Below are 14,979 nucleotides of genomic sequence, written 5' to 3'. Positions count from 1 at the left end.
GTCTCGAATCTTTCGCTGGTTTCGGTGCGGACGACGTCGCGGACGTGTCGCACCGCGGTCCCCCGTCACATTGCCCTCCTGGCGGCGCCTGGCCCATCCCCCGAAAGAGTGAACTGTGGCCTGTGTCACGATTCGGGCTTCCCTGCCGCCGGTCGGCGCTGTTACGTTACGGCCATTCCAATAAGGGTCAGACCAAAAAAAACTTTCCAGGAGGCAAGTGTGACGTCGGGTGTCTATTCCTTCGATCACGACCATGGCGTACCGGCGCGAGAGCTCGGCGACCTCCTCGGCGGCAAGGGCGCAGGATTGGCGGAAATGACTGCGGCACTGGGATTGAGTGTGCCGCCAGGATTCACGATTTCGCTTCCCGTGTGCCGCCAGTACCTGTCCGACGGCTGGCCGGCCTCCCTAGACGATGCGCTTCGAGAACACGTCGATGCGCTGGGCGAGAAGATGGGCCGGCGGCTCGGCGATCCGCACGATCCGCTCCTTGTCGCGGTCCGCAGCGGTTCGCCGGTGTCCATGCCCGGCATGCTTGACACCGTCCTCAACCTCGGCCTGAACGACGATACGGTCCATGGGCTGGCCCGCTCGTCCGGTGACGACTGGTTCGCGTGGGACAGCTACCGCCGGTTCGTCACCATGTTTGCGACCACCGTCATGGGAGTGGACGGGGCGGCATTACGGATCGGGGACCCTGGGCAAACGGCCGACGAGATCCGTACCCACGTCGAGCGTCTACGCGCTGTCGCGCAGAAGTTCGCGGGTAGACCGGTCCCGCAGGATCCCATACAGCAATTACGTGAGGCCGTGGAAGCGGTGTTCAGCTCGTGGGGGTCGGACCGAGCCCGCGCGTACCGTGCCCACGAGGCCATCGACGGTGATCTCGGCACCGCCTGCAATGTCCAGGCGATGGTGTTCGGTAACCGCGGACCGTCGTCCGGAACCGGCGTGGTGTTCACGCGGAATCCCGCGACCGGGGAGCCCTGTGCGTATGGTGACTACCTGCCCCGAGCACAGGGGGAAGACGTCGTCGCGGGCACAGCGAAAACCGTTCCGATCCAACGCATGGCCGAACATCAGCCTCTGGCCTACACCGACCTCACGGCGGCGTTGCGCCGACTCGAAGTCCACTATCGCGATGTCTGCGACGTCGAATTCACTGTCGAGGACGGCCACTTGTGGTTGCTGCAGACGCGCATCGGTAAACGCGGCGCGGTCGCCGCAGTCCGGATCGCGGTCGACCTCGTCGACGATCCGGAGGTGAGACTTACCGAGGAAGAAGCGCTCGACCGAGTGCCGCCCGCCCTGCGCGCGAAGGCTCGCGCCGAAATCATGGCCCGCTGCGGCACCCGCGGGCCCGAGGAAGACTTGCTGACGACCGGACTTGGCGCCTCTCCCGGACGAGTCACGGGACGGGTGGTGTTCAGCGCCGACGAGGCGATGGACGCGGACGACGATGTGATCCTGGTCCGTGCCGAGACGAGTCCGGAGGACGTCGCCGGCATGGCGGCATCGGTGGGCATCCTGACCACACGCGGGGGACTTGTCAGCCACGCTGCTGTCGTCGCCCGCGGATGGGGTGTCCCCGCAGTCGTCGGCGCCGACCAACTCACCCTCGACGGTGACACGATCGTCGGCATCAACGGAGTGAAAGTGGCTGTTGGCGAGAGGGTCACGATCGACGGCGCAACCGGATGCGTGTGGCGTGGGACCGTGGCCGGCACGTCGGCAGATGACGACGTCGCCGCCGCGCAGCTGCCGCAGCTCGCCCGGCTCGAGCAGTGGGCGCTCGCGCGAGAGGTGTCTCCGGCATGAGCGGCTCGGTTCCCGGTCATGTCGTGGTGGTGGGCGCCTCCCTGGCAGGGTTACGGGCGGTAACCACCGCCCGCGAGAAGGGGTATGCAGGACGCATCACCCTCGTCGGTGAGGAGTCCCATCTCCCCTACGACCGGCCACCGTTGTCCAAGGAGTACCTCGCGGACGGCCCCCTCACCACCGCCCACCACCTCCCCGACACCGATACCCTCGGCGACAATCTCGACGTCGATGTACGCACCGGCACCCGAGCGACAGGTATCGTCCTCGACGAGCACCTTCTGACGCTCGCCGACGGCGAAATCCACTACGACGCAGCGCTGATCGTCACCGGTGTCCAGGCACGCACGCTGCCTGGGTCCGACCACCTCGCCGGTGTCCACACCCTGCGTACCCTCGACGACGCGGCCTCGATCCGCGCCGGACTGGACGCCGGTGCCCGCACCGTCGTGATTGGAGCCGGGTTCATTGGTGCCGAAGTGGCGTCGGCGGCCCGGCGCCGCGGTCTCCCAGCGACGATTCTCGAGATGCAGATGGCACCTCTCGTCCGGGCGGTGGGGAGCACCGCGGGCACCGCACTCGCGGCCCTGCATTCACGGAATGGCACGGACCTACGGTGCGGTGTCGCGGTCGAGGCACTTCTCGGTGACCGCCGAGTTGAGGCCGTCCGGCTCGGTGACGGAACGGAGATCGCGGCCGACCTCGTCGTCGTCGGGATCGGAGCCGACCCGGCGACCGAATGGTTGAGATCCTCCGGCCTGACTCTCGACAACGGTGTGGTCTGCGACAGCACACTCCATGCCGGCCACGACGTGTGGGCGGCCGGCGACGTCGCGAACTGGACCAACCACCTGTTCGACCGCCGAATGCGTCTCGAGCACTGGACCAACGCCGGGGAACAGGCGGCCCACGCCATGGGGAACCTGCTCGATCCCGCACAGGCCACGCAGTACTGCCATGTCCCCTACTTCTGGTCCGACTGGTACGGGCAACGCATCCAGTTCGCGGGCCTCCCGATCGGCGAACCCGTCGTCGTGAGCGGCCATTGGGGCGGCGAGGCGTTCGTTGCGCTCTATCGCGAGGGCGAGCGGCTGATCGGTGCCCTTGCGCTCAATCGGCGCGGCGACATCATGAAATATCGTGCCCTGCTCGCGCGCGGCGCCGACTGGAACGCGGCTCTCGACTTGGCGAGCCGCCGTAACGCATCCGCTCCCATCCCGGCCTGACCGTATCGATCCAGGAGTCCATTCCATGCAGCAGCACACCGACGTCTTCATCGCAGGACGCTGGGTCCCATCACACTCGGGCGCCAGCATCGACGTGGTGAATCCGACCACCGAGGAGATATGGGCCTCCGTCCCCGGGGGCGACGAGCAGGACATCGACAAGGCCGTCACTGCAGCCCGCGACACGTTGCCGAGTTGGGCCGCGCGCAGTCCGTCCGAGCGGGCGGAGTTTCTGCGTCGCCTCGCCGACGAGATCGACCGGCGCGCGGCCGAACTCACCCGGGTCATCACCACCGAGAACGGAACCCCGATCGCCGAGAGCAGCGCCGCACCGGCACACAGCGCCGCACATCTGCGCCTCACCGCGGGACTCGCCGACCTGCTGACCGAACCCGATGTGCGGCCGAACCCGATGGCACCTGGAAGCTCGGTGGTCCACCGGCGGCCGGTCGGTGTCGCCGGACTGATCACACCCTGGAATTTTCCCCTGGGGCTGGTCGTCATCAAGCTCGGTCCGGCCCTGCTCGCCGGATGCACCGTCGTGATCAAACCCGCCCCGGAGACCCCGATGGCGACGCGATTGCTGATGGACGCCGTCGACGCCGCCGGCATTCCCGCCGGTGTGGTGAACCTGGTCACCGGCGGCACCCGGGCAGGCACTGCACTCGTCGAGCATCCCGGTGTCGACAAGATCTCCTTCACCGGTTCCACTGAGGTGGGGCGCGCCATCGGCGCGTCGTGCGGACGTCGGCTCCGGCCGATGACACTCGAACTCGGCGGCAAGTCGCCCGCGATCGTGCTGGACGACGTCGACCCGGAGTTGCTGGCGCACACCATCTTGAAAGTATCGATGCGCAACACCGGCCAGACCTGCAAAGCGTGCACGCGGCTCCTCGTGCCGGCTACCCGCCACGACGAGCTGGTCGATCTCGTCGGAGACGTCGTTTCCGCCGCCCCGATCGGCGATCCCTTCGACCCTGGCACGTTCTTCGGGCCCGTCGTCTCCGCCCGGCAGCGCGAGCGCGTGCTCGACTACCTCGACCTGGCTCAACGTCAGGGCGCGAAGGCCGTCACCGGAGGCGGACCCGCGACCCGATTCGATCGGGGCTACTACGTGGAACCGACCGTGTTCCGCGACGTGACACCGGACATGCGCATCGCGCGCGAGGAGGTCTTCGGTCCGGTGCTGGCCATCGTCCCGTACCGGGATCTCGATGAAGCCGTCGCCATCGCCAACGACTCCCCCTACGGACTTGCCGCCACCGTGCTCGGTGAGGACCTCGACCGCGCGATGGCTGTCGCCGAGCGTCTCGAGACCGGGAACGTCGGGATCAACCACTACGGGTCGAACGCGGCGGCACCTTTCGGTGGGCACAAGGACAGCGGACTGGGTACCGAATTCGGACCCGAGGGTCTCGCGGCCTACCTGCAGTACACCTCGATCCACCGCCAATTCTGAGCAGAACGAGAGAAGACGCCATGAGAGCAGCAGTGATGTGGAAACCGGGCACACCGTTCGACGTCCATGACGTGGACATCGCGGCACCCGGCCCCGGACAGGTCTCCGTCGCGATCCACGCCTGCGGAGTGTGCGCCTCCGACCTGTCTTTGACCACGTCGTTCGGCCAGCCCACCCCGGTCGTCCTCGGGCACGAGGGCGCGGGCATCGTCACCGAGATAGGTGAGGGCGTCGACTCTGTCGTTGTCGGTGACCATGTGGTGCTGGTGTGGGTTCCCCCGTGTGGTCGTTGCGCCCCGTGCCGGCGAGGTGACGACTACCTGTGCGCGAATCGCCGCTCCTCCGCCGATTCCCGCGCGGGCAAGGCAGCGGCCCTGCCCTCACCCCTCAGCGTCGACGGCAACGCGGTGCATCAGGGCATGGCCACCTCGACGTTCGCCGAACAAACCGTGGTCCCCGCCAACGCCGTCGTCCGCATCGACGACGACGTCCCCTTCCCCGTAGCCGCGATGATGGGCTGCGCCGTCCCCACCGGCGTGGGCTCCGCGCTGCGAAGCGCACGGATCACACCAGGGGAAAATGTGGCCGTAATCGGCTGCGGAGCAGTCGGGCTCAATGCCGTCATGGGTGCGGTCGTGGCCGGCGCAGCCCGCGTGATCGCGGTCGACCCCATGCCGGGCCGCCGCGCACTGGCCGAGAAGATCGGCGCCACCGAATCTGCCTCGCCGGAGGAGTTCGGCGACGTCCGCGGCCTCGACGTCGTCATCGACGCAGTCGGCCACCCGCCGACCGTGACCGCAGCATGGAAGGCTGTGCGACGCGGCGGCACCGTGGCGGTTGTCGGCGCGGGACGCCCCGACCAGGTCGTCGAAATCAACGCGTACGAACTCTTCCACGACGACAAGCGACTGACCGGAAGCTTCCACGGCGGAATCAGTATGCACCGCGACCTGCCAATTCTCGTCGGTCTGTGGCGCAGCGGCCGACTCCCGATCGAGGCGTTGATCGACGACACGGCCGACCTCGACCGCATCAACGACGTCGTCACCGCACAGCAGGCCGGCGACGCACTCCGCATCGTGCTCACACCAAGCCTTTGAAGTTCAAATTGAGTACTTACGAAAGGATTTGATCGATGGGTATCAATCTCCTCAACAACGGCGCCGAGCGGCGACACATCTTCTTCGACGCCGATGCGCACCCCGACGTACGCGAATCACTCGCCTACCTCCTACCGCTGCCGCATCTCGGCCTCGGCGTCATCTTCTACACCTGGGTGCACGCACTCGGTGACAACGGGCAGGGCCGGGCCGGGGTCGCCGGCATCGTCTTCGGTCCGGGCGTGGACGAGACGGTGTTCGAGGTCCACGACCACATCAGCGTTCCCGATTCGCTGTCCTTCGATGACTGGCAGGTCGGACCGGGTCGGCTCACGCTCTCCGACGACATGATGAAGTCCTCCATCGAATTCCGCGGCACACGGCTCACCATCGACTACGAGTGGACCGGGCTCAATCCCTCGTTCGGCTTCGCGGCCAACCGCAACGGCTGCCCGGACTGGCTGGCATGGGATCGCACCGAACAAGGCGGCCACGTCACGGGCACGCTCACCCTCGACGGCACCACGCACGAGATCGACGGGTACGCCCATCGTGACCATTCCTGGGGCATGCGCGACTGGGGCGGGCCCACCCACTGGAAATGGTGGAACATCCTCACCGACGGTGGAACCGCCATCCACGCAATGGAACTGCAGTACCGCGGGAAGACCAGTTTGCACGGATACGTGCAAAAGGACGACGTGATCGCGACGATCGAAGAGATGGACTCCGACATCACCTTCGACGAACGATTCATGCACACTCTGGTCGAGGCCCGGATCGTCGACGATGAGGGTCGGGTCACCGAAGTGACCGCTCGACAGGGCGCCGACCTGCAATGGCCCGTCAGCCCTCGCCTGTGGATCCACGAAGCGGCGATGCACACCACCGTCGACGGCGTCGAGGGTGTCGGATACATCGAGTGTGCCTGGCCACCCGAGTACGTCGCACATCACCGCACGGACGGTGTCGGCGTCGGCGAACGCAACGAACTCACGCTCGATCGAGATTGATCACCTCACCACGACGACACGGAAGGACGACAGAATGAGCTACACGACCAGGGAGGAGTACGACGTCCTCCACCGCCTGCGGGTGCGCGGCCTCGCCACGTCGGAACCTTTGGCGCAGAGCAGCGGTCTCGCTCACCAGACCGTCCAGCGCATCCTGGACGACGCGGTCGCGCGCGGGCTCGCGAAATCCCGGACCGGTGGACGCGTGGAGGGGTACATGCTCACGTCGGCTGGACGCGAACGCCACACCGAACTCCACGCCCAGCAAGTGTCCTCGGCCGAGATGGAGGCCTTGGCAGTCGCTTACGAGGCCTTCCTCGCGCCGAACCGTGAGTTCAAAGAGCTCACCACCCAATGGCAGACCGAGGCCGCGGGCGACACGGCACGCATTCTCCCGGACCTGGTCCAAGTGCATGAGCAACTCGGCAAGGTGCTGTCACTGGCCGTGTCGGCGACCCCTCGGATGAGGCACTACCAACCTCAGTTCGACTCAGCACTCGCCGCCTTCCGCAGCGGCGACACCGGCGCCCTCGCTCGTCCGATGTCTGGCTCCTACCATGACGTCTGGATGGAATTGCACGAGGATTTGCTCCTCACGCTGGGCCGCGAACGAACGGACGCCGACGAGTGACCGAGATCCCGGTGCCTCGCCTCAGTGGGGCCCTCGCCGAGAGTCGGGTGCCACTTCCCGGCACCACCAACGTGCGCGACCTCGCCGGATACCCGGCGCGGCCGGGGTGGATGATCGGTCCACGCCGGCTGTTCCGGGGCGAAGTGCTCGCCACCGACGCCGCCGAGTTCCAGGGGCTGTGGGACGAGGAGCACCAAAGCGACTTCCAGGATCTCGGACTGCGGACTGTCATCGACCTACGCGCCGAACACGAGGTGCGCCGGACACAATCGGTATGGCACCGTGCGACCGGAGCCGAGGTCGTCGCGCTCCCCATCGCGGAAGGCGGGGAAGGCACCGACACAAACTACATCCGCAAACTCCTCTCCGGCGAGATGCCACGGTTCGAGGAGGCCCATATGACGCAGTTCTACTGCGACACACTGGACCGGCGGGCGACGACTTTCGGGGCGGCGGTGACCGTGCTCGCCGACGCACGACGCCTCCCCGCGCTGGTGCACTGCTCCGCAGGAAAGGACCGCACCGGTCTTCTTATTGCCCTCGTACTGGAACTGATCGGTACCCCGCGTGCCCTCGTGGTGGAAGACTACGCGCTCACCGGCGTCCTCCGGCCAAACCGGATCGCCGCCTACGAAGCCCTCTTCACCGACGCCGGGGTGCACCCCGACGCCGCGCGGGTGCTCTTCGAGACGCCGGCAGCGAGTATGGAACGTGCACTCGCTTACCTCGACGACACCTACGGCAGTGTCGCCGACTACCTCGTCACCACGGGTTCCCTGCTGCCCCGGACCCTCGACGACCTGCGCCGTTCCCTGCTCATCCCTACGCAAACGGCAACACCGTGAGCAAGGAAGAACTCGCCATGCTCGACTTCGCTGTCAAGTGGCCCCATTCGGGTGATCAGCAGGCGCTGGTCGACGCTGCCAGTGCATTCTCGCAAGAGGAACTGGCGCCGTTCTACCGGCGACGGGAACCAGAGCGCACTCGACCGTGACGTTCTGAGCCGGATGGGAGAACTCGGTTTCTCTCGGTCTAGTTTCCGATTCGGTGGTCCACCAGATGCAATGAACTCAAGGACGGTGCCGCGACCGAATCGCAGCGCACAAACGCCCTCGCTGTTGTCCAAACGCTGATCCGACCTTCGACACAACCGGGTGGGCGCGGACCCGATCTCGGATCGGCCGCGCCCACGCTCTAGTCGCCGATCCGCTCCCCAGTTTCCGGGTGGAACAGATGCACCGCTCCTTCGCGCTTGCGCAGGGACACCGTGTCGGCCAGCCGCGCGGGGGTGCGGGTCAGTGACCGCGCGGTCAGTTGCGTACCGTCACCGGCGATGTGGGTGTGGACGTAGGATTCACTCCCCAGTTCCTCGACCAGGTCGACGATCACCTCGATGCCGCCCTCTCCGGTCGAGAGTTCCAACTGCTCGGGACGGATCCCGACCGTGACGGTGTCCAGCCCGGCGGAGTGCAGCGCCGACAGCTGGTCGCGTTCGAGAGCGAGCGTCGAGTTTCCCAGGCGCACCCCGTCGCTGACGATGGGCATGGTCATGAGGTTCATGGCCGGTGACCCGATGAAGCCGGCGACGAAGGCGTTGTTCGGCCGGTCGTACAGCTCGGTCGGCGCCGAGAACTGCTGCAGTTTACCGTTCTTCAGGACGGCAACCCGGTCACCCATCGTCATGGCCTCGACCTGGTCGTGGGTGACGTAGACGGTGGTGGTGCCGAGCCTGCGCTGCAATGCCGCGATCTGGGTACGCGTCTGGACGCGCAGTTTTGCGTCGAGGTTGGACAGTGGTTCGTCCATGCAGAACACCTGTGGTTCACGCACGATCGCGCGTCCCATCGCGACGCGCTGCCGCTGGCCGCCGGACAGCTTGCCCGGTTTGCGATCGAGGTATTCGGTGAGATCGAGAACCTTGGCCGCCTCGGCCACCTTCCGCTTGCGTTCCTCGAGTCCGACCCCGCGCATCTTCAGCGCGAATCCCATGTTCTCGCCCACCGTCTTGTTCGGGTACAGGGCGTAGTTCTGGAAGACCATCGCAATGTCGCGGTCCTTCGACGGCACGCCCACCATGTCCTTGCCGTTGATGGTGATGGTGCCCTCGTCGATGTCCTCGAGGCCGGCGAGCATGCGTAGTGCCGTGCTCTTGCCGGAACCGGACGGTCCGACGAGGACGATGAATTCGCCGTCTTCGATCTCGAGGTCGAGCGAATCGACCGCCAGCGTGTCGGCGTTCTCGTAGATGCAGGATGCGCCCTTGTACGCGATGTCAGCCATGATTGCTCCTCTTGTGAGTACCGAAGTCGGGGGAAGTGATTGTCGGGGTGATCATTTGATCGCGCCGAAGGACAGGCCGCGGACCAGCTTGTTCTGCGCCACCCAGCCGGCCAGGATGACCGGGAGCGCCGCCAGCGTCGCCGCTGCCGACAGCCGGGCCCAGTACAGTCCCTCACCGGTGATGAATCCGACGAGGAACACCGGAATGGTCTGCGCCTGAACGGCGGTGAGGTTGACCGCAAAGAAGAACTCGTTCCACGAGAAGATCACACAGATCAACGCAGTGGCCGCAATGCCGGGAGACACGAGCGGAAGAATTACCTCACGCACCGACGTCCACAGGCTCGCACCGTCCATGCTCGCCGCCTCGAGCAGTTCGCCCGGCACCTCGAGGAAGAACGAGCGCATCATCCACACCGCGATGGGCAGGTTCATCGCCGTGTACAGGATGACCAGTGCCCAGATGTTGTCGAGCAGACCGATGTCGTTGACGATCACGTACAGCGGGATGATCGCGGCCACGATCGGCAACATTTTCGTGCTGATGAAGAAGAACAGGGCGTCCTTCGTCTTACGTACCGGCCGCAGCGACAGCGCGAACGCCGCCGGCACACCGAGCACCAGCACGAGGATCGTCGACATGGCGGTCGCGAAAGCCGAATTGAGCAGTGCGATACCGATTCCGCTCTCGAGCACTGCCGTGAACTGGTCCAGGGTGGGCGTGAAGAACAGCTTCGGCGGGGTCGTGTAGGCGTCACCCTCCTGCTTGAACGCGGTGAGCACCATCCAGGCCACCGGGAAGAAGAAGCCGAGCGCCACGATCCACGCCACCACGCTCCACGGGCTGAACTTGCGGTGCTTGCGCGCCCGCTTCCTCTCCGGAACGGCGGGCGTGGATTCCACCGGCGCCGCCGCAGTGTCGGTACTCATTACGCTGCCTCCTCGTTACCGGTAAAGCTCTTGAAGATCAGGCGCAACGCCAGGGTCGCGACAACGATGGTCGCGATCACGACGATGACGCCCATCGCGGCGGCCTGCCCGATGTCGAATCCGAGGAACGCGCGCTGATAGATGTAGAAGGGGAGGTTGGCACTGGCCGTGCCGGGCCCGCCCTGGGTCATCATGTAGATGGCGTCGAACGTGTTGATCAGGTAGATCGCACCCAGCACCGCACCCAGTTCGATGAACCGGCGCAGATGCGGCAGGGTCAGTTCGCGGAACATCGCGAACGGCTTGGCGCCGTCCACCCGCGCCGCCTCGAGGATGTCGCGCGGCATGGATTGCAGACCGGCGAGGATCAGCAGCATCATGAAGGGCGTCCACTGCCAGATCAGGTTCACCATGACAGCGGGGAGCGGGAACCTGCTGACCCAGTCGACCTGTCCCACCCCGAACGGGGAGAGGACGAAGTTGACGATGCCGAACACGGGGTCGAACATTGTGGTTTTCCACAGCAGCGCACCGGCAACAGGCGTCACCAGGAACGGGGTGATCAGGAGGGTACGGACGATGCCCCGGCCGAGGAAGGCGCGGTCGAGCAGCAGGGCGAGCAGCAGTCCGAGCACCACCGAGATCAGCACGGTTCCGACGATCAGGATGACGGTGTTGACCGCAACTTCACGGAACTGGCTGTCCTTGAACACGTCCACGTAATTCTGCAGCCCGACGAAGGCCTGGGACCCCGGACGCACCAAGTTCCAGGACTGCGTCGAGTAGTACAGCGTGAACAGGAACGGAATCTGAGTCACCACGATCATGAAGATCAGGGCGGGCAGCAACGGTCCTCGGCGACGCCATCCTTCGGCACGGGAGACGCTGTCGTCCTTGGCCTCCCGCAGTTCTCGCACCCGGTCGGCGGTGGTGTCCGCGGCCGGTTTCTCCGCGATGGTGGTCACTGTTCCTCCCGATATGTCGCGCCGACGACCTCGGCGTACTGCTGTGCCTGGGCGAGCGCCTCGGGCACGGTCTGCTGGCCTGCGATGGCCGCGCTGATCTGCTGGCTGACGCGGGTTCCGAGATCCTGGAATTCCGGGATCGCCAGGAACTGCACCCCGGTGTAGGGAACCGGTTGCACGGTGGGCGCCTCCGGTGTCGCGTTCTCGATCGCCTCGAGCGTCAGCGAACCGTAGGCCGCCGAGGCCTGCTTGTACTCGGGAATCTCATAGGTCGACAGCCGGCTGCCCGGGGGCACCCGCTCCCAGCCCAGATCTTCACCGACCGTACGTATGTATTCTTTGTCGGTCATCCACGAGATGAACTTCCACGCCGCATCGGGGTTGTCGCTGCTCTCGGGTATTCCGAGTGACCAGCTGTACAGCCAGCCGGAGTTGTCCTTCACCTCGATCGGTGCGGGTGCGTACCCGATCTTGCCGACGACGGCGCTCGACGACGGGTCCTCCAGGGTGGACACCGCGGACGTGGAGTCGTACCACATCGCCACCTGCCCCTGAGCCAGCTGTGTGGCGCATTCACCGAAACCGCTTGTCGCGGCGCCGGGCTCGCCGTACTCGCGCACCAGGTCGACGTAGAACTGCACGGCGCGTTCCACCTCCGGACTGGTGAGCTGCGCATTCCAGTCCTCGTCGAACCAGCGGCCACCGAACGTGTTGATGACGGTGTCGAGTGGTGCGAGCAACTCACCCCAGCCCGGCTTGCCACGCAGGCAGATGCCGGCCATGTCCTCGGAGTCGAGTTGCTGTGCTGCTGCGGCGACCTCGCTCCACGTCGGCTTCTCCGACAGGGTGATCCCGGCCTGCTCGAACAAGTCCTTGCGGTACATCAGGAACGAGGACTCGCCGTAGAACGGCACCGAGTACATGTTCCCCTCGTAGGACAGCGACTCGCGCAGGGTGGGGATGAAGTCGGCCTCGTCGTACCCCTCGGTCGCCTGGGCGTACTCCGACAGATTCTTCAACCAGCCGTACTTGGCCCATTGCGAAGTCTCGTAATTGCTGATCATCACGACGTCGAACTCGCCGCCACCGGTTGCGGTGGATGCGGTGATCTTTGCGCGAGCCTGATTCTCCGACAGCGTGACGAACTTCAGGTCGATGTCGGGGTTCTCTTCCTCGAACTGCGACGCGAGCTTTTGGGCATCTTGCATTTGCGAGTTGGAGACCATCGCAATGGTGATGGTCTGTTCCGACGCGCCCAGCGATCCGGCGCCCGCGCAACCACTGAGCGTGAGGCAGAGCGCTCCCGCGCCCGCCACCAGCATCGTGGCCGGTTTCCTGTGTTTCTTCACCGATCTTCACCTCTCTTGCGTGGTGCTACTGATCGAGCAGCCAACGCGCGCATTCGATGTCGCAGACCAGCATCTTGGCCAATCCGCCATTGAGGGCACCCAGTGCCGCATGGTGTTTCGCGGCTCCACCCGTGACGAGGATCGATCCCTCGCAGGCCCGGATGTCGTCGAGTGGAACAGACATGGCCCGCTCGTTCAGCGGCCCATCCACGTCGGTGCCGTCGAGCCGGAAGAAACGGCCACCCACCTCGCCGACCGCGCCGAGGTCGGTAAGTACGGAGAGCATGTCGGTGTCGAGAAAGCTTCCCTCGAACAACGTGGTCGACGTGGAGACCGCGCCGGTGCCGAACATCATCATCTGAGCCGTGCGACCGACCTCGAGCGCCTTGGAGATCACCGAGTCTCCCCGCATGGATACCACCGTGGACGCATCCGCGTACAGCGGGACGGGAAGCCGAATGGTGTTCGCCTGCAATTGTTCCGCACACCTACCGAGGACGTACTCGGTGCCGGTCTGGTAGTTGATGGCACTCACCGAGCCGTCGAGCTGCACAACGGTGGCGCACACCGCCGCACCGGAAGGCAGACCCTGCGCCACGGCCACCGTTTCCGGGCCCCAGGTGAAACCGAGCGTGTCGGTGTCACGGATCCGCCGCACGAGCAACGACGCAGCAGCGCGTCCCACCCCGGCGAAGCTGCCGTGTTGGTCGATCGGGCCGGCGGCGTCCACCGAGTCGGCGACCACCACCGCTTCGACCAGGTTGAACCGTTCTTCGAGAGCGCGTTCCTCGTCGGAGCGCAGGGCGTCACTGAGATGCGCCGGAACCTGCACCTCGATGCGGACCAAGCCCTGCGCCTTGGCGCGGGCAACCAAGCGGCCCGCGGTGGGCCGGGAGACGCCGAGCCGTGTCGCGACCTCGGCCTGTGTCAGCCCGTCGAGGTAGTAGAGCGTTGCCGCTCGTAACGCGAGTCGCAGATCTTCCGTGGTCGACGGGGACGGGACTGCGGTGAGAGACGGCGTCGGTGCCGTCGTGTCGGGGGATGTCACTGGTTCTCCTCGCCATGATCTCGGGGCCGTGGAGCGGTACTTCGGATGCCCGAGAAACCGTGAGCAAATGATCACTATGCGTTCTTCTGCTCAGTACGTTAGCATCGAGGTGTGACCCACACAACACTTCCCTCGAGTATCCCCAGCACGATGCGTGCCAGCGTTCTCGTCGAACCCGGTCGCATCGAGATCCGGGAACGCTCGGTACCCACCCCCGGTCCCGGCGACGTGCTGGTGCAGGTCTCCTCGGTCGGCGTCTGCGGATCCGATGCGCACTACTACCGGGAGGGACGCATCGGGGAATTCGTCGTCGAGCAGCCCATCGTTCTCGGCCACGAGGCGTCGGGCACCATCGTCGGTGTCGGCGAGGGCGTCGCGACAGACCGGATCGGGCAGCGGGTGTCGATCGAACCCCAGCGCCCCGATCCCGGTAGCGACGAGACCCGGCGCGGCCTCTACAACCTCTGCCCGCACATGCAGTTCTATGCGACCCCGCCGATCGACGGGGCACTGGCCGAGTACGTGACGATCGGTGCCGCCTTCGCGCACGCCGTCCCCGACGAGATGTCCGACGACGCAGCGGCACTGTGCGAGCCGCTGTCGGTGGCCATCGCCACGGCCCGGAAAGCCGGGCTGACCGCGGGGTCGCGGGTGCTCATCGCGGGCGCCGGCCCGATCGGAATCGCCACGGCGCAAACGGCACTGGCCTTCGGCGCCACGGAGGTGATCGTCTCCGATCTCGACGCACAAAGGCGGGCCGTGGCCGCCAAATTCGGCGCCACCACCGTGCTCGACCCGCGCGAGCAGGACGTGTCGGCCCTCCAGGTGGATGCCTTCGTCGACGCGTCCGGAGCGCCGAGCGCCGTCCTGGCCGGAATCGGCGCGGTCCGGCCGGCGGGCACCGTCGTCCTGGTCGGCATGGGCTCGAGCGAGATGACACTTCCGGTGCAGACGATCCAGAACCGGGAACTGGTACTCACCGGCGTCTTCCGGTACGCCAACACCTGGCCCGCTGCGATCGCACTCGCCCGGTCCGGCCGGGTCGACCTCGATTCGATGGTCACCGGAAAGTACCCGTTGGCCGAGGCCGAACAAGCGTTGAATGCAGACCGGATGCCGGGCAGCCTCAAGGCCGTCGTACGCGTCCAGGAATGAGGAGA

Annotated in this window: 14 protein-coding genes; 9 read left to right on the top strand and 5 right to left on the bottom strand. The window is 66.0% G+C overall.

Annotated elements, in window-relative coordinates; all coding sequences use genetic code 11:
* The first annotated feature begins 219 nt into the window (after positions 1 to 219).
* From ACH49N_RS11700 to ACH49N_RS11665, 8 genes are read left to right on the top strand one after another with little or no spacing between them, the layout of a single operon-like run.
* Complete coding sequence (locus ACH49N_RS11700; protein ID WP_358272282.1) at positions 220 to 1,818, top strand: pyruvate, phosphate dikinase; 1,599 nt, start codon at positions 220 to 222, stop codon at positions 1,816 to 1,818.
* Positions 1,815 to 3,044 (top strand): FAD-dependent oxidoreductase, encoded by a 1,230-nt coding sequence (locus ACH49N_RS11695; protein ID WP_358272284.1) that lies wholly within the window; start codon positions 1,815 to 1,817, stop codon positions 3,042 to 3,044. The genes ACH49N_RS11700 and ACH49N_RS11695 overlap by 4 nt, the downstream gene beginning before the upstream one ends.
* 25 nt (positions 3,045 to 3,069) lie before the next feature.
* A complete protein-coding gene (locus ACH49N_RS11690; RefSeq protein WP_358272286.1) occupies positions 3,070 to 4,503 on the top strand; it encodes an aldehyde dehydrogenase in 1,434 nt (477 codons plus the stop codon).
* Positions 4,504 to 4,523: 20 nt separating this feature from the next.
* Complete coding sequence (locus tag ACH49N_RS11685) at positions 4,524 to 5,603, top strand: alcohol dehydrogenase catalytic domain-containing protein (RefSeq protein WP_358272288.1); 1,080 nt, start codon at positions 4,524 to 4,526, stop codon at positions 5,601 to 5,603.
* A 35-nt stretch (positions 5,604 to 5,638) separates the two neighbouring features.
* A complete protein-coding gene (locus ACH49N_RS11680; RefSeq protein WP_358272290.1) occupies positions 5,639 to 6,616 on the top strand; it encodes a hypothetical protein in 978 nt (325 codons plus the stop codon).
* 34 nt (positions 6,617 to 6,650) lie between these two features.
* The gene (locus ACH49N_RS11675; protein WP_358272292.1) at positions 6,651 to 7,247 is read left to right on the top strand and encodes a MarR family transcriptional regulator; all 597 of its coding nucleotides are present in this window, start codon (positions 6,651 to 6,653) and stop codon (positions 7,245 to 7,247) included.
* Positions 7,244 to 8,092, top strand: a complete 849-nt coding sequence (locus ACH49N_RS11670; RefSeq protein WP_358272293.1) for a tyrosine-protein phosphatase — start codon at positions 7,244 to 7,246, stop codon at positions 8,090 to 8,092. Before ACH49N_RS11675 ends, ACH49N_RS11670 begins: the two co-directional genes overlap by 4 nt.
* Entirely contained in the window at positions 8,089 to 8,241 is a 153-nt protein-coding gene (locus ACH49N_RS11665; RefSeq protein WP_358272295.1) for a hypothetical protein, read from the top strand. Before ACH49N_RS11670 ends, ACH49N_RS11665 begins: the two co-directional genes overlap by 4 nt.
* A 200-nt stretch (positions 8,242 to 8,441) precedes the next feature.
* Here the strand turns inward: ACH49N_RS11665 and ACH49N_RS11660 are convergent, their stop codons facing one another.
* Genes ACH49N_RS11660 through ACH49N_RS11640 form a run of 5 tightly spaced genes read right to left on the bottom strand, consistent with a single transcriptional unit; the run spans position 8,442 to position 13,819 of the window.
* Entirely contained in the window at positions 8,442 to 9,527 is a 1,086-nt protein-coding gene (locus tag ACH49N_RS11660) for a sn-glycerol-3-phosphate ABC transporter ATP-binding protein UgpC (protein ID WP_358272296.1), read from the bottom strand.
* Between the two features lie 51 nt (positions 9,528 to 9,578).
* The gene (locus ACH49N_RS11655) at positions 9,579 to 10,457 is read right to left on the bottom strand and encodes a carbohydrate ABC transporter permease (protein ID WP_358272298.1); all 879 of its coding nucleotides are present in this window, start codon (positions 10,455 to 10,457) and stop codon (positions 9,579 to 9,581) included.
* The gene (locus tag ACH49N_RS11650; RefSeq protein WP_159923203.1) at positions 10,457 to 11,422 is read right to left on the bottom strand and encodes a carbohydrate ABC transporter permease; all 966 of its coding nucleotides are present in this window, start codon (positions 11,420 to 11,422) and stop codon (positions 10,457 to 10,459) included. The genes ACH49N_RS11655 and ACH49N_RS11650 overlap by 1 nt, the downstream gene beginning before the upstream one ends.
* Entirely contained in the window at positions 11,419 to 12,744 is a 1,326-nt protein-coding gene (locus ACH49N_RS11645) for a sugar ABC transporter substrate-binding protein (protein ID WP_358272648.1), read from the bottom strand. The genes ACH49N_RS11650 and ACH49N_RS11645 overlap by 4 nt, the downstream gene beginning before the upstream one ends.
* A gap of 52 nt (positions 12,745 to 12,796) precedes the next feature.
* The gene (locus ACH49N_RS11640; RefSeq protein ID WP_358272299.1) at positions 12,797 to 13,819 is read right to left on the bottom strand and encodes a sugar-binding domain-containing protein; all 1,023 of its coding nucleotides are present in this window, start codon (positions 13,817 to 13,819) and stop codon (positions 12,797 to 12,799) included.
* Between the two features lie 150 nt (positions 13,820 to 13,969).
* Between ACH49N_RS11640 and ACH49N_RS11635 the strand changes: the two genes are divergently transcribed.
* Positions 13,970 to 14,974 carry an NAD(P)-dependent alcohol dehydrogenase gene (locus ACH49N_RS11635; RefSeq protein ID WP_358272649.1) on the top strand — a complete coding sequence of 335 codons (1,005 nt, stop codon included), beginning with the start codon at positions 13,970 to 13,972 and terminating at the stop codon, positions 14,972 to 14,974.
* The last annotated feature ends 5 nt before the right edge of the window (positions 14,975 to 14,979 follow it).

It is taken from the genome of Rhodococcus sp. NPDC019647 (assembly GCF_044389235.1).
GTDB lineage: Bacteria > Actinomycetota > Actinomycetes > Mycobacteriales > Mycobacteriaceae > Rhodococcus_F > Rhodococcus_F oxybenzonivorans.
The sequence above is the reverse complement of the archived record's forward strand: the minus strand, read 5'-3'. Positions and strand labels throughout refer to the sequence as shown.

What these genes read in the sequence shown, in the direction of transcription:
- ACH49N_RS11695 (WP_358272284.1), top strand. Translation starts at nt 1,815, where the DNA reads ATGAGCGGCTCGGTTCCCGGTCATGTCGTGGTGGTGGGCGCCTCCCTG.
- ACH49N_RS11690 (WP_358272286.1), top strand. Translation starts at nt 3,070, where the DNA reads ATGCAGCAGCACACCGACGTCTTCATCGCAGGACGCTGGGTCCCATCA.
- ACH49N_RS11685 (WP_358272288.1), top strand. Translation starts at nt 4,524, where the DNA reads ATGAGAGCAGCAGTGATGTGGAAACCGGGCACACCGTTCGACGTCCAT.
- ACH49N_RS11680 (WP_358272290.1), top strand. Translation starts at nt 5,639, where the DNA reads ATGGGTATCAATCTCCTCAACAACGGCGCCGAGCGGCGACACATCTTC.
- ACH49N_RS11675 (WP_358272292.1), top strand. Translation starts at nt 6,651, where the DNA reads ATGAGCTACACGACCAGGGAGGAGTACGACGTCCTCCACCGCCTGCGG.
- ACH49N_RS11660 (WP_358272296.1), bottom strand. Translation starts at nt 9,527, where the DNA reads ATGGCTGACATCGCGTACAAGGGCGCATCCTGCATCTACGAGAACGCC.
- ACH49N_RS11655 (WP_358272298.1), bottom strand. Translation starts at nt 10,457, where the DNA reads ATGAGTACCGACACTGCGGCGGCGCCGGTGGAATCCACGCCCGCCGTT.
- ACH49N_RS11645 (WP_358272648.1), bottom strand. Translation starts at nt 12,744, where the DNA reads ATGCTGGTGGCGGGCGCGGGAGCGCTCTGCCTCACGCTCAGTGGTTGC.
- ACH49N_RS11635 (WP_358272649.1), top strand. Translation starts at nt 13,970, where the DNA reads ATGCGTGCCAGCGTTCTCGTCGAACCCGGTCGCATCGAGATCCGGGAA.